Raw genomic sequence first — 19,661 nt, forward strand, 5'->3', positions numbered from 1 at the left:
ACAAAGTTCACATTTCCGCCGCCCTAAAAAGGACGATGAAAAAATAAAAAGACTTAAGCGACAAAATTCATAGCAATGATTTTTAAATCAAAGCATCTGTACATTTAATAACAAAACCTAAACAACCAGGCAAAACAAGCGTATGAAAGAAATCGCAACAGGCACTCATTGCATTAATAAGTGCTCATTGGAAAAATATGGCCCGCAACATTTTGGAATCCATTTTTTTAAAATCCCTAAATCCCTCCCATACACAAATATTTAATTTCGAGATAATCATCTAACCCATACTTGGAACCCTCGCGACCACTACCCGACGCTTTCATTCCACCAAACGGTGCAGCCGCATTAGAGATAATACCTTCATTAATGCCAACCATACCAAATTCAAGCGCTTCAGAGACTCGCCAAATTCGTCCGATATCTCTTGCGTAAAAATAAGCGGCAAGACCATATTCTGTATCATTCGCGATAGCGACAGCCCGCTCTTCGGTATCAAATTGAATAATCGGCGAAACAGGACCAAATATTTCACTACGAGCAATCGGCATGTCGTTGGAAACCGCCGTCAAAACTGTAGGGGGGTAAAAACCAGAATGGTTATTTTCGCCACCCATCAAAAGTTTGGCGCCCATCTCAATGGATGTCTCGACCAACTGATGCACGCCATCACACGCTTCTTGGCTAATCATCGGCCCGATGTTGACATGGCTGTTAAAGCCATCACCCATTTTTAATTGTCTAACCGCATTAACGTATTTTTGAGTGAATGAGTCCGCAACACTTTGTTGCACCAAAATTCGATTAGTACACACACAGGTTTGCCCCGCATTACGATATTTAGACGCAATAGCCCCAGCCACAGCCGCATCCAGATCCGCATCCTCGAACACAATAAAAGGGGCATTACCACCCAATTCCATCGAGACCTTTTTGACACTCTCAGCACATTGCGAAATCAATTTTTTACCAACCGCTGTAGAACCTGTAAACGTGAACTTCGCAACAGCCGGATGCTGGGTAAGTACTTTGCCTATACTTTCATGATCCGTCCCGACGACAACATTAAACACCCCAGCTGGAATACCTGCTTGATCTGCAAGTTCGGCCATTGCCAGTGCAGAAAGTGGCGTTTGCGCAGCGGGCTTCACTACAAAAGTACAACCTGCCGCCAATGCCGCCGCTGCTTTTCGGGCAATCATGGCATTGGGGAAATTCCATGGGGTAATTGCAGTCACTACACCCACCGCTTGCTTGATGACCACCAAACGTTTATCGGCACTTGGAGCAGGAATGGTATCGCCATACACGCGCTTCGCTTCTTCTGCAAACCACTCAATAAATGAAGCACCATAAGCAATTTCGCCCTTCGCTTCAGACAGTGGTTTACCCTGCTCCAAAGTCAACAGTTGCCCAAGCGCTTCTTGATGGCTCATCATTAAATCGAACCACTTCCTCAACAATAACGAACGTTGTCCGGCTGGCACCTTCGACCACTCACGATAGGCCTCCTTCGCAGACTCTACCGCCAGACACGCTTCATTGGCACCCGCATTGGCAACTTTAGCAATGAGTTCCCCATTCGCAGGGTTTGTTATCGCCAATTCACCCAAACTGGAATTGGAATGCCAACGGCCATTAATATAAGAAAACTGCTTCAGCAAATGGCTGTGACTCAAGTGATTATTCATCTGGGGCTCCTAAGTCAATTCACACGAGAGATTGAACAAAATACCAACCCCAGTGTAAACCTCAACAATAAAAGCATGATTTAATTAAGCCAAAACAATGAAAGAAATTAAGGCACTCAGATAGGAGATTATAAAATAAAGGATTAGGAAAGCAGGCTAATGAAACTCAGCAGGTCGGAAATAAAGCGGAAATATGAGGGAGAGGGAGAGGGAGAGGCAATGGAAATCGAACGCTTATTTTAAGAGAACGACTACCTCTCCCCGAGTCTACCCGTACTACTACTTAGTCGTACTATTTAGTCGTACTACTTAGTCGTACCACTTAGTCGTGCTACTGCTCGTACTACTCATTAAAGACACATGATGACATCATGCGCTTAAGTGGGATAAGGCAAACAAAATGTAATCGCAAGCTCAGAATGAATTTCTTTATGGCGAGTAAACATCGGCAATGCAGGATTGTTGGCCGCTCTATAAGCATCAATGATCTGCTGTTTAGTCCAGACACAGCTAGGCGGATCGGGAAGGAGTTTACTGGAACCACGGGGAACACCATCAGGGTATACCCAAAGCCACGCTAAGCGACGACCATCTACTGTACGGCGGCCTTTATCAACACAGAAGTGTTCATTTCTGCGAGTACGCCCAGATCGACCACTTACATAAGAACCAAATTTCGCTTGATTACTCACAAAAGAAATAAATTCCTGTAAGCTCAACATATCCATGTTGTTTTCATAACCCAATGTTTGATTAATATCCCTACCAGGAACATAAAGCCCTCCTTGGGTACAGTCCCTGAAATTCGTTGCTGGAAAATCACCGCTAGGCGCTACACGAGTGCATGGGTAGTGAATGTTGCACAGACCGCTGTGCCTAGGATTACGAGCAGATGGGCTACATGCCATAACGATACGTCCTCTTATAAATGATCAAGATTTCAGCTCTACGGCTGACTTTTTGAGTAAAGCTGATGAAATGATTTTTTTCATTATATCAACTCATTTTTTACTTTCTTTACTAAGATAAGATCTTATTTCTACACCCTCAAAGTAATTGATTCCAAGGGTGAATATATAAGTGCTAACTAGACACTAAAGTAATAAATTCGTCAAACTTAATAATTAATTTTTTAAGAAAAAAGTGAGCACAAAAAATCAATTAAAATGATAATCACAATCATTAGCCCTCAAATTCATGCGCATATCATCAATACATTTTACTCTATCTGCAGCTTCCTCTATTTATTATTCTCTTCCACCTGTCCATTTCACTGCAGGATATCAAAAGGAAATTAATTATATCATCGGTGAATTGAGTAACAATATCGCGCGCAAGCTGCAATTATTGCATGAAAAACAGAATCACATGTGAACTCTATAATTTTATAGGGTACACAGACCATTACAAACTATTACAACCTCAAAAATAAATCGAAAACACCGAGATAGACTCAATGAACCACTACCTAACTTGCCGTTAACATCCCTTGGAAAATACTCACAGCACGATACAATACACCACACTCAACCTTAGAGAAGTTTATTTTTTATACATCTTTGTAAAGGAAGCTTTATATGAAGGATTTCAAATGTGTGCTGGTAGCTCTCTTGCTCAGCACCGCCTGCTATACTTCAATCATCTTCGCCGCTGACAAAAATACGGCTCTCACAGAAAGCCCTCATCAAGAAAACTCTTATCAAGAGAACAATGTCGACTCTTCAGTCAGCACAGCCAATCACTCTGAAGAAAATGATCCTACCTATACACCATTACCCGTCGAGGCTTTTGCACACCTCCCTGATGTAGCGGACATAAAACTCTCGCCCGAAGGGGACAAAATTGCCTCTTTAATTCGCCTTAATACCCAGGAAAAAAAAGGCACCGCTGTTCAAATTACGGATTTAAAAACCGGTAAATCGATTTACCCCATTTATGCCGAAAATACCAAATACAAACTTTCTTGGATTCTCTGGGGGAACAGCGATACTCTGCTAGCAAGCGCTATTTTTCCGGCTGTTCGCTATGGCGTACCGACTACAGAAACTCGACTTCTTAGTATTGATGTAACAACAGGCGAATACGAAGCGGTTTTACCTAGGCGATATCTGCGTAAACTGGACTTTATGCCACAGTTTCAAGACCAAATTATCGACCTTCTCCCCAACGATAAAGACCACATATTAATGGAGTTGTCGGTAAAAGCTGAATCATCCCAAGTCATTAAAGTCAATTTAAAATCTGGAAAAGTCCGAGTTCAGGAAAAGCGTGGACGCTTTGTAAACAGTTGGACAACCGATCAACAACATAATGTTCGTGCCCGAGTAGAAAGGGAAGATACTGAATTCCGTGTACGAGTACGACTCCCTGATAGCCGTGACTGGGAATTATTCTGGACATTCGAAGCCTTCGCGGAAGATCAAGTTTGGCCATTGGGGTTCGATCTCGACCCCAAAATTTTGTATGTTCAGAAATATCACAATAATAGACTCGCCATTTTCAAAGTGGACGTTACCGACCCCAAGCGCGAACTCTCATTAGTATTTTCAGATGAGGAATACGATGCCGATGGTGGCCTTCTCTATTCGAAAATAACAGACAAAGTCATTGGCACCACCTTCTCAACCAAAAGCGGCTTTACCTTTTGGGATCCAAAATACATAGCGCTTCAAAATGGAATTAATAAAGCCCTACCGGACTACGATAACATCATTGTTGACTTCAGTGGCGATGAACGCAGATATTTATTGCTTTCTAAAAGTGACTTAGATGCTGGAACCTATTACCTCGGAGACCGAGATTCAGGTCAACTCAATCTCGTCGCTTATCGCTATCGGGCGCTTGACCCCAAAAATATGGCCGAAAAATTAAGCGTTTCCTATAAAGCACGAGATGGAGTAAAAATTAAAGGCTTTTTAACGCTTCCTAAAGGCAGTGACGGAAAATCTTTACCGACCATTATCCACCCCCATGGTGGACCAATCAGTTTCAGTGGTAGTGGTTTCAATTATTGGACACAGTTTTTTGCCAACCGGGGCTATGCCGTGCTGCAAATGGACTTTCGTGGCTCTTCCGGACATGGCTTTGACTTTATGCAAGCAGGCTTAAAAAACTGGGGAAAACAAATGCAAACGGATGTAGAAGATGGCACCCGCTGGATGATAGAACAAGGCTACGCCGACCCTGAACGAATTTGCATTGTTGGCGGTAGCTATGGTGGTTATGCAGCCTTAATGGAAGCCGCAAACTCTTCCGAGCTATATCAATGTGCTATCAGCTTTGCGGGCGTTACCGATGTTGAATATCTAGTCAAGAGTAATCGTCGTTACACCAATTATGAAGTCGTAAAAGAGCAAATCGGCTCAAACTTCAAAGAATTGGCAAAATACTCCCCTGTGAATCAGGCTAATAGTATTGATGTACCGGTTCTGCTGGTCCATGGCACCAAAGACCGCAGCGTACGTTACAATCATAGCCGCAAAATGGAAAAGGCCTTGCGCAAAGCCGGTAAAGACGTCACCTATGTTGAGCAAGAAGATGGCGATCATTATCTCAGTAAAGAAGAGCATCGTGTTCAGTTCTTTACCCTGATGGATGATTTTTTAGCCAAACATTTAGGAAGATAATTCCCATTCCCTTTCCTTCAAGAGCGGGCGTTTCTGGCCCGCTCTTGTTACTCTTCTTTCACAACCCTCCTTCACAACCTCTATTCACAAGTGAACATCCTGTCAACACATCGTCAAGTATTTCTTGTATGATCTAGCCTCATGAAAAAACAAGAAAGACTCAAGAAAGTACCCATTTATACCGCCTTAAACTTGGAAGCATCATTATGTTAAAAGCGCTTTTTCTCGATATGGATGAAACCTTGTGCGACACCCAAGGCGCCAACCACACTGCGAAACAATTATTGCAACAAAGTGTAATGGATCGCTTTACAGGCTCAGACGCCCTACATGGTTTTGCAGATGACTATGTTTTAGGCATTTATCGAGAGTGGACAGAAGCTCAACGCGCTCGATACTTGCCCATCATTGAAAGCACAGGCGAAATGAGCTTTCGTATTCAATTGATTCAAGACTTACTCAGTAATGCCGGTGTCCCATCCGTCTCAAATGAAGAGGCCTTAGCATTGCAAAAACAGTTTGATGACGACCGTATTCAGGCTTTTGATTTTTATCCTGGTATTCCCGAATTCCTGAGTAAAGCCCGACAATATTTTACGTTAGTCGTCATTACCAATGGCCCCGAATTTTCACAAGTTCCAAAGGTGGAGAGGATCAATCTTTCTTCTCATGTGGATCACATTATTATTGGTGGACAAGAGCCAGAGCAAAAACCCGCTCGATCTATTTTTGAAAAAGCATTAACGCTAGCTCAATGTGAGGCCCATGAAGCCATTCATGTGGGTGATAGCTTAGCGGCGGATATTGTAGGCGCCCATAATGCCGGTATTACCTCTGTTTGGATTCAACACCAACAACCGTTAGATGCAGAACTAGGTATTAATCCACATCATACCGTTCTGCACCCAGATGAAATTCCAGCATTAATACAAGAACTAACAACACAACCTTTACAATAAATAAGGTAAAAAAATTAAACAAAATGCTTGCAGCGCGCACAGAGGGTGTTTATAGTGCGCGCCATTGATGACATCTCATCCATTATTTTAAAAGTCACTTCATCTATTATCTCAACCTACGATATCAACAGGAGGTCAATATGTTTTTCTTTATGCAATTCACAAAACACCAAGCACTGGCCTCTGAAAATAGTCCTATTTGCTAAATAGTATTGACGACAACCAAAATCGTCATACTCTCACTTTCGCAAATTCCAACCTTCAGATTGCCAATGCCGTAACGCAATATCATTACTGCTTTTTCGGTAGCTGTTATTGCCAATTTATCGCTGTTCACAGTGATTAATACTCCTCCTCTTTTCTCGTTACGATCTTGTAAAGAGTAGGTGAAATACGGATATAAAATTATGGGCAATTCCCCTTTTTCACCTTTACGCGCCTCTCAAAAACTCAATAATGGCGCACTGGTTAACCTGGTGATATCAGAAAAAAATTGGTTAGAAACCACTGCGGTGGATCAATTAATTCACACAACACAACTGCCTGGTATGCTCCTTGGAGTCGGCATGCCAGATTTACACCCTGGGAAAGGACAACCCATTGGAGCGGCGTTTATTTCTCAGGAACATATCTACCCTCACTTAGTGGGCAGTGATATCGGTTGTGGCATGGGGCTTTGGCACCTAGATGTCCCGGCACACAAGTTCAAAATGGATAAAATCGAAAAACGATTAGTGGGGCTGGATGAGCCTTATGAAGAAAGCCCCAACGAGTTATTAGAGCAATATGACTTTGACTTATCCGCTTTCGATCGAATGGGAATCGAAAACATTGATGCATTAAACAATAAACTCGGCACCATTGGTGGCGGTAATCATTTTGCCGAATTCCAGTCGGTTGCCAAAATTTTTGACTCTGATGTTTTCGAACAAACTGGTTTAACTAAGCGTAGTACCGTGCTGTTAGTACACAGTGGTTCTCGCGGTTTGGGTCAAGCCATTTTGCATCAACACATGAATTCTCACGGAGCAAACTCTCTTACCGGAAGTACTCAAAATGGCTATTTGCATCAACATGATACAGCCGTGAAATGGGCCGAAATTAATCGGTATATCATTGCGAGACGATTTCTATCTGCCATAAAAGCAGGCGGACATTCGATATTGGATATTACTCATAACTCCGTTACGGCGTTATCGTCGCAGCAACAAAACGACATGATATCACTGTGCGCTCCACTATCGCTTACAGAAAAATCAAAGCACACGATGTGGATTCATCGAAAAGGCGTTAGCCCTACGGATCAGGGGTTAGTGATGATTCCCGGTTCCCGAGGCAGCCACAGCTACTTGGTTAAACCTAAAACGGACAATAAAAATGCCATAAGTCATGGAGGATACTCTCTTGCCCATGGCGCGGGCAGAAAATGGCAACGTAGTGATGCAAAAGGGAAGTTACGCAATAACTTTACCGTAAAGGATTTAGAAAATAACGGGTTTGGCGGACGCGTGATTTGTAAACAACGAGATTTACTTTTTGAAGAAGCACCACAAGCCTATAAAAATATCGATGTGGTGATTTCAGATTTACAGCAAGCGGGCATGATTGATCTAATCGCTCAATTCAAGCCCTTGCTCACCTACAAAACCAGGAAAAAATAAAATGAAGACGGATAACAGAAAAAACAACCATAATACTTTACTTCAAGTAAGTGCTGGTCAAGGTCCTAAGGAATGCGGATGGGTGGTCGCACAAGTGATAAAAGCCATGGAAGTTTCTGCGAAAGCTCACCAATTAAAGCTCAACATCGAAACAACGGTGGCTTATGATAAACACTTGCGCAAACAGTCGTTAATTGAGCCAGACGCTTACTTATCGGTGATTGTGCAGATATCAGGTACGAATCGGAAAGCGTTTATCAAAGAGTGGGAAGGCACCATTCAATGGCGCGGTGAAAGCCATTATCGTCCAAAACATAAACGACAAAATTGGTTTGTTTCGGTCAATGAAGTGACTCCACTCAAAGACGAACATCAACTTATGGAAGAGCTGGAAAAAGAAGTGCAATTCTCTAGTACTCGCGCCAGCGGGCCAGGAGGGCAACATGTGAACAAAACCAGCAGCGCGGTGCAACTCACACACCCTCGCACAGGCATTCAATTAAAAGTGGACACTGAACGCTCTCAACATCGCAATAAACAACTGGCGCTTAAACGCTTGCAAACACTGCTAGACAGTAAAAACCATCAAACACAATCACAACAAACAAAAGATCGTTGGCAACAGCATTTTCACGTCGGACGCGGTAATGCAGTAAAAATATTTGTTGGTTCCGAATTTAAAGCACACTAAACTGAGGGCCATTATTTTTTTAATACAGATCTTTTCATCGTAGACATTTCAATATAAATAGGAAGCTTGAATGAACGATTTATCACAGCAACTTCAGTTCATCAACGAAATGGATAAACTCAAAGCGGTCTATCGTCGCGCCCTAATTAAAGCCGATAATAATCGCCGTGAAAACAGCGCAGAACACAGTTGGCATATTGCTTTGACGGCTCATGTACTTGCTCCGTATGCCGAAGAGCCCATTGATGTTGGGCGGGTAACGCTCATGCTATTACTGCATGATATTGTTGAAATCGACGCAGGCGATACTTTCGCGTTTGATGACAGCGCCATATTGGCAGAGCAATCGGATAAGGAAATCGCCGCAGCAAAACGCCTTTTCGGTCTATTACCCCCCTCTCAAGCTGAGAGATTTATTTCACTGTGGATGGAATTTGAAGAAGCCGAAACACCCGATGCCAGTTTTGCCAAAGCAATGGATCGAGTTCTTCCGTTAATGCAAAATATTCAAAATAACGGAGGTAGCTGGGCTGCCAACACCGTAAAAAAATCGCAGGTGATTAATCGAAACCGACACTTAGAGCGCTCTGCTCCAAAACTGTGGGGTTTTGTTTTGGAAGAAATTGAAAAGGCCACAGAAAAAGGTTGGTTACAAGACACCTAAATTATCACTTATGTTTCGTTAATGTGTGGGCGTTTCTCGAAACCGCCCACACAATCATTATTATTCAAAGAGCGATAACGCGGTTATTCAAAGAGCGACAAGTAGTCCACATCCATTTCCGAATAGATGGCTGAATCTATTCCATTAGTAATTCTTGCGCTACCTAATGGGTACGTTGAGTAATAGTTTCGGTACAAATTTAAATCTGGCGAACTGGCGATAATAGTACCCGCTATATCGATATTGCCAAAAAAGAAGGGATGATTATGCAACGACGTATAAAATTCCCACCCTGATCGAATTAGATTTCTGCGATCTCGTGTACTCAGATCAACAGGAGGGCCAGAGTAATTTGCCACCGTTCTCCAGGCCACATAAATTCTCAATTGATCGCCTTGCTTGAAGATATCCGCCTGAAACTCTGTTGGCATCGAGGGGTCAACACGCTGCAACTGCCCAGAGAGTAGGAGTTGGTCTAAGCATGTCGCTTTTCCTATTGTGGCCGCATCGCCATCCAATAACGCTTGAATAGACAAAACCGCATCATCGTTTGGCCCAACATATCGCGCAAATATATCCTGCTGACGGCGTAATAACCCATACTGATCTAAATCTGTATTGGCCGAAACATAATCATGGAAGGAGGCAATAAACTCATCAACAGGCGTCTGGGCAACCTCCAACCAAGCTTGCGCATTATTCAAGCGCCATTCGTATTGTTGAATATTACGTGACTCACTACGAAATACAGGTTCGCTAGAAGGAATTGGGCATTGCCCAAAACTGTAACTTGCTCCGAAGAGGAAGAAAATAAAAACGGTTAAAGTGGGTAGGTGTAAAAATGGCTTTTTTTTCATTTTTGTTATGGCTCCAAAGGTAAAGATCATCATGTAAAAACACTCCCTCTCTCTACTTCTCCCCACCCTAAACGAAGTAGCCTATGTTCGCCTCATCCGATCAAAAAAAACCATTTTATATTTAGATGCCAAATGAGTCGTGTTGAATGACATCCACAAAGCGGATGTTTACTGCCTTAAATTAAGCATGGCAAATTGACACTCATTTCCTCTTTTTTCGGTACTAATTTGCATGCATCTGAAATATTACTGAGACTGAAATATTACTGAAAGTAGATACCGATATGACAACACGCAATAGAATGGTCAACTTCGCTCAAATGTGTCCCAACCCACAAACCTACCGTCATATCGATGGTACACCCGGACATTATGTATGCCATCTGGCCGCGATTCACTGGGCTGCTCAATCTATCGGATACTCAGGCCCTGCTGCTGCAAAGGTTGTAGAGCGCTATATACAATCCAGCTGTATTGGATGTATCAACCCTGCTCCACCTTCAGCCCCAGTGAAAACGCCCAATAAAGGCTTTCGACGTTTCTTTCCATTTATGCGTAGAAGAGGAAAATATGACGTGCCTATCAACTCCATGCATGTCACAGGTAACCATATGACATACGGGCATCATTTTTGCCAAGGCGCTATAGCCGTACCCAATCGTCGACAACTCTCAAGAATAGCCGCACCCGGCGACGTCTTAATCTTTGATCATCCAAGAAACCCGCAACACTCAATGGTCGTGGTCGCGAGCAACCCAGCCAATCCCAACACAGTATTGGCTCGGGGTTACAATAACGCTAGAGTTACTCAAAACGATGCACCTCAAGGTATGTTTGATCCGTCACCACGTAATATGGCGCTCCCAAAATATTGGTCAAATAATGATACCCTCGTAGGCACATCCCCTGTACACATCGTCCCCCACAATACGTTTATAACGAACCTTAGACGATTTATCTATTCGCCTCGTTAATAACCGCCCTGTCATGTAAATGACCTCAAAAGCTTTAGGTAAAAATAGTTTTAGACAAAAAAGTAGATTTAGACGGAAGTAGTCTTGCGATGTTACAGTTTCCCAATTAGATGGTTATCAATCACTCATACCGGAGGGGAAATGATACTGACTCAGTATTTTGGAAAGAACGCCAAAAGACGTTCTGAGAAAAATTCCGATAACAATCCCAAAAAATTCTATCTGCATGAAATCTCGTATCTTCATCGTGCACGAGGTTTATGCCTTGGTTTTTTAGCAAGCTTATCTTTATATGGATGCGTTGAATCTCAACAACCCGTTGAATTCAATGCAAAAGAGAGTAAAAAAGACATTGTGAATCACTTTTTAAACGAACTGCCTAATTCCCCCTCTGCGAAGCAGAAGCCATTCGACTTTACCCATCATGGCATCACCGTATCCGACCCCTGGAACTGGCTAAGAGACCCAGACTACCCCAACACAGATGATGAAGACGTGCTGGCTTATTTGAAAGCCGAAAATGCCTATTTTCATCAATGGCTTGAAGACTATACTCCATTAAAAAATACCCTTTTTAAAGAGTTTAAAGGCCGATTAGACGAAACAGAAACGTCCGTACCCTGGGTAAATAATGGCTATGAGTATAAATGGGAATACCGCGATGGAGAGGAATATAAAACGTATCTTCGAAAACCGCTTGGAAAAGACGACTCTGCCTACAGAGTCTTTCTTGATGCCCCTCAGTTAGCCAAAGGCATTGATTATTTTGACTTGGGTGGTTTCGATATCAGCCCAGACAACCAATTTCTTGCCTACAGTGTTAATACCGATGGCAGTGAACGCTATACCGTCCACTTGATTGACTTGAATTCTGGGAAAACATTACCTGATACCGTAGAAAATACCTCAGGCCAACTCTTATTCACCCAAGGTAATGCGCTGGTCTATGGGGCACTGGAAACCGAAAAATGGCGCGTCGAGAGCATCAACGTCCATTACCTTGGCACCCCCTCAGAAAAAGATAAGGTTCTGCTGGCGGAGTCTGATGATGGCTTCTTCTTAGGGTTTGAAAGCACTTCAGATGATGAGTACCTTATCATTGGCAGCGGCCAAGCAGAAATTTCGGAATACTATGTTGTTCCTCAATCGGATTTATCCGTAAAACCGCTTTTATTGGCTTCTCGTGAACGAGGTTTTAACTACGAGCTAGATCACGCTCACGGTAAATTCTGGATTGTCGCCAACGATAAGCACGTTAATTTTCGTATCGCCTCAGTGGAGGACAATGCGCCGCAATATGAAAATTGGAAAACCGTCGTTGAAGGTTCTGATAAAACCTACATAAAAAGCGTGCAAACGTTCAACAAATTCCTTGCGATAAAACAGTCTGTCAACGGGCTCGATCAATTAGTCCTGCGTGACTACGATGGCAATGAATCAGCCATTGATTTCCCTGAATCGGTCTACACAGCATCCTTTTTTAATAATCCAGAGTTTGAGCAGCCTCACCTTCGACTTCACTACGAGTCAATGATTACACCCGATACCGTTTTTGATTATCAACTTTCCTCAAAGACGTTAATCGAGCGCAAAGTCAAAGCCATTCCTTCTGGCTACGATAAATCTCAGTACGAAACCAAGCGCTTGATGATCCCTGCACGAGATGGCGTTCGTGTCCCTGTGTCTATCATGCATAAAAAAGGCGTAAAACTGGATGGCAGCAACCCATTGCATCTTTACGCCTACGGTGCCTATGGCTATGGCATGTCGCCGAGTTTCGCCAGTAATCGTTTATCCTTGGTTAACCGAGGTGTGATTTATGCCATTGCTCATGTCCGTGGTGGTGATGAAATGGGCTATCAATGGTATTTAGATGGAAAACTCAAAAAGCGTAACAATACATTCAATGATTTTATTGATGTCGCTCGTGGATTAATTGATAAAGGCTACACCCAAGCCGGCAACATCAGTATTTCTGGTCGTTCCGCCGGCGGCGAATTAATGGGCGCCGTTACGATTCAAGCACCTGAATTATGGAGTAGCGTGATTTTAGGCGTACCGTTTGTGGATGTGCTCAATACCATGCTCGATGCCACCTTGCCGTTAACCCCACCGGAATGGGAGCAATGGGGAAATCCTATTAAAGACAAAGCAGCGTTTGAGTTAATTCGCAGCTACTCCCCTTACGATAACATTAGCGCCACTGACTACCCCGCCATGCTGGTCACAGGCGGTTTAAATGATCCTCGTGTTACCTATTGGGAGCCAGCAAAATGGACGGCAAAAATGCGTCATCTAAAAACAGACAATAATTTATTAATGATGCGCATGAACATGGGAGCCGGACATTTCTCTAATAGCGGACGTTATGGTCGCTTATTGGATAATGCGGAAGAAATGACGTTTACTCTTCTGTCCCATGGGATTTCCGAATAAAACAAGGTTCAATAGTATAATTAAGGTACTGTTTAATTGGGGGGAGGTATGAAAAGCGGAAAACAGAGAAAAGTCGAGATTAAGCGTAAACGAGCCCTGAAGAAAACCGAAAGCATTAAAATAATTAGAAAAAGTTTTAATGCTCCAATAGCTGCCGATCACAGTAAACTTAAATCACCTTCCGCAATGCCAATCTTCCTCTGGGGGTTAGAGCACGATTTTCAATAACTAAAATTGAAGGAAAATTTCATGATTGATGTAGGGAACCAAACGTTCAGATCGGGCGTGTTAATACAATTAGCGAATGACGCTATCAATTTCATGAACAGAACACCTCGCCATACTCTTCCCCCTCAAGGCGATTTTATTGGTTCAGGTGTGTATATGATTTTCTATAAAGGCAATTTTGCAAAGTATTCGCATCTCAGCAATACAAACACTCCCATCTACGTTGGAAAAGCTGTGCCAACGGGCTGGAGAACCGGGGTTATATCTAAGCCTCTGGAGAAAAAACTAAAGTCACGATTATCAGAGCATGCAAGAAGTATTAACGCCGCCAGCAACTTAAATTTGTCAGACTTTGAGTGCAAATTTGCAATAATTCCTAACGATTTAGCGGCGATAATATCTGTAATTGAATCAACTATGATTCAATTGTTGCAACCTATATGGAATACAACAATTGATGGATTTGGAAATCATGACCCCGGAAGTGGTCGATATCAGCAAGCTCGGTCAAACTGGGATAAGCTGCATCCGGGGCGTGCATGGGCAGAAAAACTACAATAAAAAAGCTTAATTTTTAGGGATCAAAGCCTCATAAAGGCTATTTCCTATGACTCTTGCAAGCGCCACTGGTACTGCGTTACCGAGTTGGCGCATTGCTTCTGACCAAGACCCTGATACTTCATAGAAGTCAGGGAATGTTTGCATCCTCGCACTTTCACGAACGGTAAAGTATCTAACAGAGTCATCACTAAAACGAATCATATTCTCCCCCCCCGGCACACCATGAACACCAGCCTTAAGTGTCTTGGAAGGTGAGTCAATATAACTACCGGTGTGTCCCGGATACATGCGTGCTCCATCACGAAAAATATGATTTTTTATTTTTCCATCCTGCAACTCAATATAAGGTTCTGGCAAATCACTAATTGCATCTCTAACAGTCACCCAAGGTTTTTCAGGGGGAGTAAACAAGCCATATTTTTTTATTAAAGAGGCTTTTTTTCTTTCTTGTTGCGGCAAAAGTGCAGGCGGTTTTAAATTGTGCCTCTTCCAGTATTCATTATTAACAAGCTGCTCCCAAAGGAGGCGATCTTCAGTATGGGTGGGTTTGGGAAAAGCCCATTGAATACCAAGGTTGGCTCTGAAGCCTACAATGATAACTCTCTCTCTCTTTTGCGGAACGCCATAATCTGCTGAATTGAGCAAACGAAAAACAATGTTATATTCTGGTTTATCTCCTTTCGTACGCTTTTTTTCAAGCCGGGAGAGGTGTGATTCCCAGTTCTCGGTTTCTTTCTTTACCATTGTTGGATACTGCAATTGCAGGAGAATATACTCAAAGTAAGTAGAAAAAGATTTTCTCAATAAGCCTTTCACATTTTCAAAGACGAATGATTTGGGGCTTAACTCCCTGATAGCGCGAACGGCTTCGGGAAACATATCTCTGTTGTCGGTATTTGCAGCATGCTTTCCACCTAAAGAAAATGGCTGACAGGGCGGCCCCCCTGAAACCAAATCGATAGATGGGTACTTAGCAAAATCATGATTTTTGATGTCTGATTCAACAATCTGACAATGGTCACCGAGTAAAACACTTCCTCTTAAAGAAGAGCAGGCATCTTTATTAAGCTCAATGGCTGCTTGTGTTTCAAAACCGGCCTCATGAAGCCCGAAAGCAAGTCCTCCGGCTCCTGCGAATAGTTCAATGGATTTCAAGGTCATAAATCGATCAATTTCACCACTTAAAATTTATCGTAGATAACATTGTGCGATACTTTTAAGTTTTATAACAAGGATTGAAGGTGGACCATATACGGACCATCGATAGATACAGGTTTGCAAGTAGAAAATTACGATTTTTCGTAAATAATTGATTTTAAAGGAAAAAATTGGTGGAGCCTAGCGGGATCGAACCGCTGACCTCAACACTGCCAGTGCTGTATATCTGCGTTTCTGGCGGATATACAGTACATATACAGTGCTTTTTCTCTGCCATTTTACCTATTTTTCACCCTAAAACCCGCTCAATACTCACTACCTCGTTGCGGTTCGTTGCGGTTTAACAGCTCTTAATAGTTGTAGATGATATCTTGAGGCCTTCACTTATAGCAATAGTGAAAGTGTCTGACGGGAGTATAAAGACAGCCATCCAAGAATGCTAACTACGACTATGCAGCCAAGAAATATATTGACACCCCAAAACCACAAGCTATATCTTCGATAGCATGATTGGCACTATATTGATCAAAAAAGGCGCGAACAAAAACGTAATTCCAGTCACACTTTGTTTAACATGCCCCTTCAACAAAAAAGTGAGGGGTGTAATTAAATGCTAGGAAAATTCAAAACTTTAGTTCTATCCGCTGCTCTTTGTTTAGCTGGATGTGCAAGCGTCCAAGAAAGCACAAGGGTTGCGACTAACTTAAAGGCGAGGGAGTACAATTCATTAGCTGCAAACTACATGCTGCGACCAACGTTCACATCCGTTGAAAACATGAGTGACGGGAGCACTGTTTTGTCAGTATCAAGAGATGGCTATGGAGGAAATGATCACATGGTCGCTCCTATTCGATTTTTACAATCGAATACAGATGGATATGTCTCTCTCATAGACAAATATTTTGAGTGGGACGAGCTTGCTCTTAGCAGGGGGGATGCAATAACAAAGGAAATAGGAAGGGTTGACTCTTGGAGTGCTGGGCCATCAGGTGAAATTAAATTTGTATTCCATAGCGGAAATTCTGAAAGACACTTTCTCTCAGTATCTTTTTGTGCCGTAGGCACTTGCTTAGATGATAACGCCCTTTTCTTCGACCCGGTTAATGCAAAAGAACTCAAAAGGCTACTTCTCCAATTAAGCTCAAACGAGATAAAAGTAGAGAATGTCGACGACATCTACAAATAGAGGTAGATAAAGCCGCAGGCATCTTTGACAAGACCGAAGAAAGGCCAGCATGAGGCTCGCGGCCTTTCTCACTGCCAACATAGGCAGCCTATATTGACACCAAAATCACCATATTGGTCACCACATAAATTCCTCACCTCTTGAGGCCAATATATTATTGAGCATCAAAAACAAACAACGAGGAAGCGGTAAATGTTAAAAGTGTTTTTTAGGGTATCTTTTTATATGTGCTTGGCGGGCGTGCTGATATCCTGCGCCGGAATGGCAGACTCTATGTCTAAACTTTCCGGCTTAGGCGTTGTTAGCAAGGAAAAGTCAACATTTGATGGGGCCACCCTGATAAAGGTTTCACCTACCTTTCTGTATGATCCAGAGAGCACATGGGGCAACCAAGTAAAGCTGGGTGCCAGATGGTCGAGCAAGGCTCCGGAGTATGTGGCATTGGTTCTCTCCTATAGTTCAGACGTTGCAAGCGCCAAATCAGCATATCTTAGCCTTACGGGAATCGACATAAATACCGACGGCAACATAGAATCGTTTAAGTCTGGAAAGTCAACCAATCTGGACAGCGGTGGCTACAACACAGTGTCCAAAACCATTTACACGGAAAGCACTAATTCGGTAGTGGTTCCATACAGCCTTTTACAGCAAATGGTTTCGGCTGAAGATTGCAGGGTTCGCATACATACAAGCAAGGGTTACGAGGAAGCTATCTTTTCCAAAGAGCGTATTCCTGGAGGTCAAGGAACCGCGATCTTATCCATCCGAGAATTCATAGCTGAAATAAACAAGCATCAACAAAGCACCTAATAACAACCCCCTGCTTTGCGGGGGCTATTTGACACACCTGCCAAGCAAGCGCATACTCAAGTAGCACTAGCAAAATCTAGTGCCGGGCGTAGGAACCCGAATCATCAACAGGCGCACAAGTCGCCAGTTCTTCTGTATGCGGCTTTTTTTGTGCGTAGCGACTCGTTATGGCGGGTTGCCGGGGGGCCTTGCGCCCACCGGCCCCTGTTGACCGGCATTCCTACCCCGAGCAACCCGCCACCCTATTGAGCGTAGGAACTTAATTGGGATGGCTCAAATTTCAACAGGAGCCAAACAATGCCTAGTCTTTCCACACCAGAAGTTCACCTAATTAATAATCGTCTAGTTACAACATCCTTAAAGGTTGCAGAAGCATTTGGGAAGCGACACAGTCATGTCATCGATAAAATTAAATCCATAGATTGTTCTGAGCAGTTTTTAACCTCCAACTTTTCGGCGGTTAAATACAATCACCGAGGAAATGAGTATGACTCATTTGAAATGACAAAAGACGGCTTTATGTTTTTAGTAATGGGCTTTACTGGCAAGAAGGCTGCTCAGATCAAAGAGGCTTACATAAATGCATTCAACTTAATGGAAGCACAACTAAGAAATCAGCCCCCTACTCCACCACCCTGCCCTAAAACTTCCGAACAAGACATGTTCGAATTTGTAGCGAAGACACTAAAATCAGATAGGGCCGAGAAGCTGGGAATGCTCAAGCAATACGGAGAGCAAAAAGGTCACGACATGAGCTATCTTCCCAAGCCTGAGGCATTGGGTGAGCCCGTAAGTTTTCACCAAAATCTTCAAACGCAGAAATTAACCGTGATCCTCAAGAAAGGGATTGAACAATACAGTCTTAATATAGATGAATTTGTGAGGCGAGCTAAAGAGATTGAGCAAATGTACTTCGTTGCGGGCTATCTTGATGCTGGCTCAGACATGCAAAGAAACCAGTTTGACTCAGGTAAGCCATTAAGACTTCTCCAATGAAACAAGGGCGCCAATGCGCCCCATCCTAAAATTTATCAGGATCAAATGAACCCGTTGATATATCGTTAAATGCCTGTAAATATGCAGCTTCAGCACTTAACTTTTTCTCCTGAGTTTCCCTACGGACAAAGTGATGCGGTTGCATTTCCTCTAATTCTCCTCCTTCATTTAGTACAACTGCAACAAATTCATTCGTAGCAATTTTCATTTTCCAATGTTGAAATTGCTTCATTTTTTACCACTTGTTTAATTGTTATACGCCGCTATTGCAGCAAGACCATTGTTATAGATCACCCCTTCGCGCAGACACAAAAAACCCGACGCTGTGGCCGGGTTTGTTATTTCCGTTAGCGATGTACTTAGGCTAACTGAAAGCTTGTTCAATGAGTTGAACAATAATGATCTTCGCGCCATTTTTCTGAGTATCTACCCGCCAATCCCTTTATTACCGCCATCAATAAAGTCCAGTTGATCAGCCAAGATAAAAATACCTTCACGTAAAAGAAGCTGTTGTAAAATAGGTAGCTTTTAATAATGTCTGCATTCCATAATACCCACTCTATCGCAGTGCCAATATTGACGAGAACTGACAGAACCATAATTATGAGTATCAGCCCTTCGTTTGTTGTTGCATTATAATACTGGTGATCCTCTCCAACCTTAAAAGCTCTTCCAAGCACACCAAGACTTGGATGCGAAAATAATCGCATAATTATAAGGCGAAGGGCGATACAGAGGATTACGGCAAGATCTTGCAGGCTAATAAGGAATAGGTAAATATATGGGTTTGAATTATCAGCAAAGGACTTTTGCCCGACAGTAAAATAACCTACAGTCTCTATTGATAACATTAAAAACATCAGCCATCTGATATTTCTACAGCTTAGGCTGGCGAGAAATAAAAGCAGCATTGTGCAAAGCCAGCCCGCCGAATGCCACTCACTTACGGTCCAGCTTGCAATTATCTCAAAGAATCCCATAAAAACTTAACCTAGAATCGCTTAATTAGATAAGTTGAAACAAATCATCACTCTGGTCTAGGCGGCAAGTTGCCGCCACCACCAGTTCCCATTGTTGTTGCACCGCCAGAACTACCGCTAGCGCTGACCTCATGATCGGCTGGCCCCGAGCAAGCCATTGTTGTTGACATTACTATTGCACAC

The 19,661-nt window shown here is 42.9% G+C and carries 19 protein-coding genes; 12 read left to right on the top strand and 7 right to left on the bottom strand.

All coding sequences use genetic code 11. The features are described 5' to 3' along the window. Window positions 1-236: 236 nt before the first annotated feature. The gene (locus tag LU351_RS07515) at window positions 237-1,691 is read right to left on the bottom strand and encodes an NAD-dependent succinate-semialdehyde dehydrogenase (protein ID WP_232593451.1); all 1,455 of its coding nucleotides are present in this window, start codon (window positions 1,689-1,691) and stop codon (window positions 237-239) included. Window positions 1,692-2,068: 377 nt separating this feature from the next. Next, on the bottom strand, window positions 2,069-2,599 hold the full coding sequence (locus LU351_RS07520) for a hypothetical protein (protein ID WP_232593452.1): 531 nt from the start codon (window positions 2,597-2,599) through the stop codon (window positions 2,069-2,071). 669 nt (window positions 2,600-3,268) lie between these two features. On the opposite strand from LU351_RS07520, the gene LU351_RS07525 reads away from it, so the two are divergent. Further along, window positions 3,269-5,317 carry an alpha/beta hydrolase family protein gene (locus tag LU351_RS07525; protein ID WP_232593453.1) on the top strand — a complete coding sequence of 683 codons (2,049 nt, stop codon included), beginning with the start codon at window positions 3,269-3,271 and terminating at the stop codon, window positions 5,315-5,317. 206 nt (window positions 5,318-5,523) lie between these two features. Continuing rightward, window positions 5,524-6,276 (top strand): HAD family hydrolase, encoded by a 753-nt coding sequence (locus tag LU351_RS07530; protein ID WP_232593454.1) that lies wholly within the window; start codon window positions 5,524-5,526, stop codon window positions 6,274-6,276. Window positions 6,277-6,478: 202 nt separating this feature from the next. On the opposite strand, the gene LU351_RS20670 is transcribed toward LU351_RS07530, so the two are convergent. Next, the gene (locus LU351_RS20670; protein WP_269783354.1) at window positions 6,479-6,613 is read right to left on the bottom strand and encodes a hypothetical protein; all 135 of its coding nucleotides are present in this window, start codon (window positions 6,611-6,613) and stop codon (window positions 6,479-6,481) included. A 70-nt stretch (window positions 6,614-6,683) separates the two neighbouring features. On the opposite strand from LU351_RS20670, the gene LU351_RS07535 reads away from it, so the two are divergent. The 3 genes from LU351_RS07535 (at window position 6,684) to LU351_RS07545 (ending at window position 9,292) form a co-directional block, all read left to right on the top strand. Then, complete coding sequence (locus LU351_RS07535; protein ID WP_232593455.1) at window positions 6,684-7,937, top strand: RNA ligase RtcB family protein; 1,254 nt, start codon at window positions 6,684-6,686, stop codon at window positions 7,935-7,937. A 1-nt stretch (window position 7,938) separates the two neighbouring features. Then, window positions 7,939-8,628, top strand: a complete 690-nt coding sequence (prfH, locus tag LU351_RS07540; RefSeq protein ID WP_232593456.1) for a peptide chain release factor H — start codon at window positions 7,939-7,941, stop codon at window positions 8,626-8,628. Between the two features lie 70 nt (window positions 8,629-8,698). Beyond that, entirely contained in the window at window positions 8,699-9,292 is a 594-nt protein-coding gene (locus tag LU351_RS07545; protein WP_232593457.1) for an HD domain-containing protein, read from the top strand. 83 nt (window positions 9,293-9,375) lie between these two features. Here LU351_RS07545 and LU351_RS07550 read toward each other — a convergent pair whose 3' ends face one another. Further along, window positions 9,376-10,149, bottom strand: coding sequence for a hypothetical protein (locus LU351_RS07550; RefSeq protein WP_232593458.1), 774 nt, complete (start codon window positions 10,147-10,149; stop codon window positions 9,376-9,378). A 284-nt stretch (window positions 10,150-10,433) separates the two neighbouring features. Between LU351_RS07550 and LU351_RS07555 the strand changes: the two genes are divergently transcribed. The 4 genes from LU351_RS07555 (at window position 10,434) to LU351_RS07570 (ending at window position 14,348) form a co-directional block, all read left to right on the top strand. Beyond that, complete coding sequence (locus tag LU351_RS07555) at window positions 10,434-11,123, top strand: hypothetical protein (protein WP_232593459.1); 690 nt, start codon at window positions 10,434-10,436, stop codon at window positions 11,121-11,123. A 141-nt stretch (window positions 11,124-11,264) separates the two neighbouring features. After that, the gene (locus LU351_RS07560) at window positions 11,265-13,559 is read left to right on the top strand and encodes a S9 family peptidase (RefSeq protein WP_232593460.1); all 2,295 of its coding nucleotides are present in this window, start codon (window positions 11,265-11,267) and stop codon (window positions 13,557-13,559) included. 48 nt (window positions 13,560-13,607) lie between these two features. Next, window positions 13,608-13,787, top strand: a complete 180-nt coding sequence (locus LU351_RS07565) for a hypothetical protein (RefSeq protein WP_232593461.1) — start codon at window positions 13,608-13,610, stop codon at window positions 13,785-13,787. 21 nt (window positions 13,788-13,808) lie between these two features. After that, entirely contained in the window at window positions 13,809-14,348 is a 540-nt protein-coding gene (locus LU351_RS07570; RefSeq protein ID WP_232593462.1) for an Eco29kI family restriction endonuclease, read from the top strand. Between the two features lie 6 nt (window positions 14,349-14,354). On the opposite strand, the gene LU351_RS07575 is transcribed toward LU351_RS07570, so the two are convergent. Then, complete coding sequence (locus LU351_RS07575; protein ID WP_232593463.1) at window positions 14,355-15,509, bottom strand: DNA cytosine methyltransferase; 1,155 nt, start codon at window positions 15,507-15,509, stop codon at window positions 14,355-14,357. Window positions 15,510-16,116: 607 nt separating this feature from the next. On the opposite strand from LU351_RS07575, the gene LU351_RS07580 reads away from it, so the two are divergent. The 3 genes from LU351_RS07580 (at window position 16,117) to LU351_RS07590 (ending at window position 18,498) form a co-directional block, all read left to right on the top strand. Then, window positions 16,117-16,692, top strand: a complete 576-nt coding sequence (locus tag LU351_RS07580) for a hypothetical protein (RefSeq protein WP_232593464.1) — start codon at window positions 16,117-16,119, stop codon at window positions 16,690-16,692. A gap of 192 nt (window positions 16,693-16,884) precedes the next feature. Further along, window positions 16,885-17,502: a hypothetical protein gene (locus LU351_RS07585; RefSeq protein ID WP_232593465.1), complete on the top strand. Its 618-nt coding sequence runs from the start codon at window positions 16,885-16,887 to the stop codon at window positions 17,500-17,502. A 297-nt stretch (window positions 17,503-17,799) separates the two neighbouring features. Beyond that, window positions 17,800-18,498 carry a Rha family transcriptional regulator gene (locus LU351_RS07590; protein WP_232593466.1) on the top strand — a complete coding sequence of 233 codons (699 nt, stop codon included), beginning with the start codon at window positions 17,800-17,802 and terminating at the stop codon, window positions 18,496-18,498. Window positions 18,499-18,523: 25 nt separating this feature from the next. Here LU351_RS07590 and LU351_RS07595 read toward each other — a convergent pair whose 3' ends face one another. Next, entirely contained in the window at window positions 18,524-18,730 is a 207-nt protein-coding gene (locus tag LU351_RS07595; RefSeq protein WP_232593467.1) for a hypothetical protein, read from the bottom strand. A gap of 148 nt (window positions 18,731-18,878) precedes the next feature. Next, on the bottom strand, window positions 18,879-19,478 hold the full coding sequence (locus tag LU351_RS07600) for a hypothetical protein (protein WP_232593468.1): 600 nt from the start codon (window positions 19,476-19,478) through the stop codon (window positions 18,879-18,881). Window positions 19,479-19,661 lie beyond the last annotated feature (183 nt).

The organism is Marinibactrum halimedae, from assembly GCF_021234875.1.
In the GTDB taxonomy this organism is placed as follows: Bacteria; Pseudomonadota; Gammaproteobacteria; order Pseudomonadales; family Cellvibrionaceae; genus Marinibactrum; species Marinibactrum halimedae.

What these genes read in the sequence shown, in the direction of transcription:
- LU351_RS07525 (WP_232593453.1), top strand. Translation starts at nt 3,269, where the DNA reads ATGAAGGATTTCAAATGTGTGCTGGTAGCTCTCTTGCTCAGCACCGCC.
- LU351_RS07560 (WP_232593460.1), top strand. Translation starts at nt 11,265, where the DNA reads ATGATACTGACTCAGTATTTTGGAAAGAACGCCAAAAGACGTTCTGAG.
- LU351_RS07590 (WP_232593466.1), top strand. Translation starts at nt 17,800, where the DNA reads ATGCCTAGTCTTTCCACACCAGAAGTTCACCTAATTAATAATCGTCTA.
- LU351_RS07565 (WP_232593461.1), top strand. Translation starts at nt 13,608, where the DNA reads ATGAAAAGCGGAAAACAGAGAAAAGTCGAGATTAAGCGTAAACGAGCC.
- LU351_RS07585 (WP_232593465.1), top strand. Translation starts at nt 16,885, where the DNA reads ATGTTAAAAGTGTTTTTTAGGGTATCTTTTTATATGTGCTTGGCGGGC.
- LU351_RS07580 (WP_232593464.1), top strand. Translation starts at nt 16,117, where the DNA reads ATGCTAGGAAAATTCAAAACTTTAGTTCTATCCGCTGCTCTTTGTTTA.
- LU351_RS07545 (WP_232593457.1), top strand. Translation starts at nt 8,699, where the DNA reads ATGAACGATTTATCACAGCAACTTCAGTTCATCAACGAAATGGATAAA.
- LU351_RS07595 (WP_232593467.1), bottom strand. Translation starts at nt 18,730, where the DNA reads ATGAAGCAATTTCAACATTGGAAAATGAAAATTGCTACGAATGAATTT.
- LU351_RS07530 (WP_232593454.1), top strand. Translation starts at nt 5,524, where the DNA reads ATGTTAAAAGCGCTTTTTCTCGATATGGATGAAACCTTGTGCGACACC.
- LU351_RS07570 (WP_232593462.1), top strand. Translation starts at nt 13,809, where the DNA reads ATGATTGATGTAGGGAACCAAACGTTCAGATCGGGCGTGTTAATACAA.
- LU351_RS07555 (WP_232593459.1), top strand. Translation starts at nt 10,434, where the DNA reads ATGACAACACGCAATAGAATGGTCAACTTCGCTCAAATGTGTCCCAAC.
- LU351_RS07600 (WP_232593468.1), bottom strand. Translation starts at nt 19,478, where the DNA reads ATGGGATTCTTTGAGATAATTGCAAGCTGGACCGTAAGTGAGTGGCAT.
- LU351_RS07535 (WP_232593455.1), top strand. Translation starts at nt 6,684, where the DNA reads ATGGGCAATTCCCCTTTTTCACCTTTACGCGCCTCTCAAAAACTCAAT.
- LU351_RS07550 (WP_232593458.1), bottom strand. Translation starts at nt 10,149, where the DNA reads ATGAAAAAAAAGCCATTTTTACACCTACCCACTTTAACCGTTTTTATT.
- prfH (WP_232593456.1), top strand. Translation starts at nt 7,939, where the DNA reads ATGAAGACGGATAACAGAAAAAACAACCATAATACTTTACTTCAAGTA.
- LU351_RS07575 (WP_232593463.1), bottom strand. Translation starts at nt 15,509, where the DNA reads ATGACCTTGAAATCCATTGAACTATTCGCAGGAGCCGGAGGACTTGCT.
- LU351_RS07520 (WP_232593452.1), bottom strand. Translation starts at nt 2,599, where the DNA reads ATGGCATGTAGCCCATCTGCTCGTAATCCTAGGCACAGCGGTCTGTGC.
- LU351_RS07515 (WP_232593451.1), bottom strand. Translation starts at nt 1,691, where the DNA reads ATGAATAATCACTTGAGTCACAGCCATTTGCTGAAGCAGTTTTCTTAT.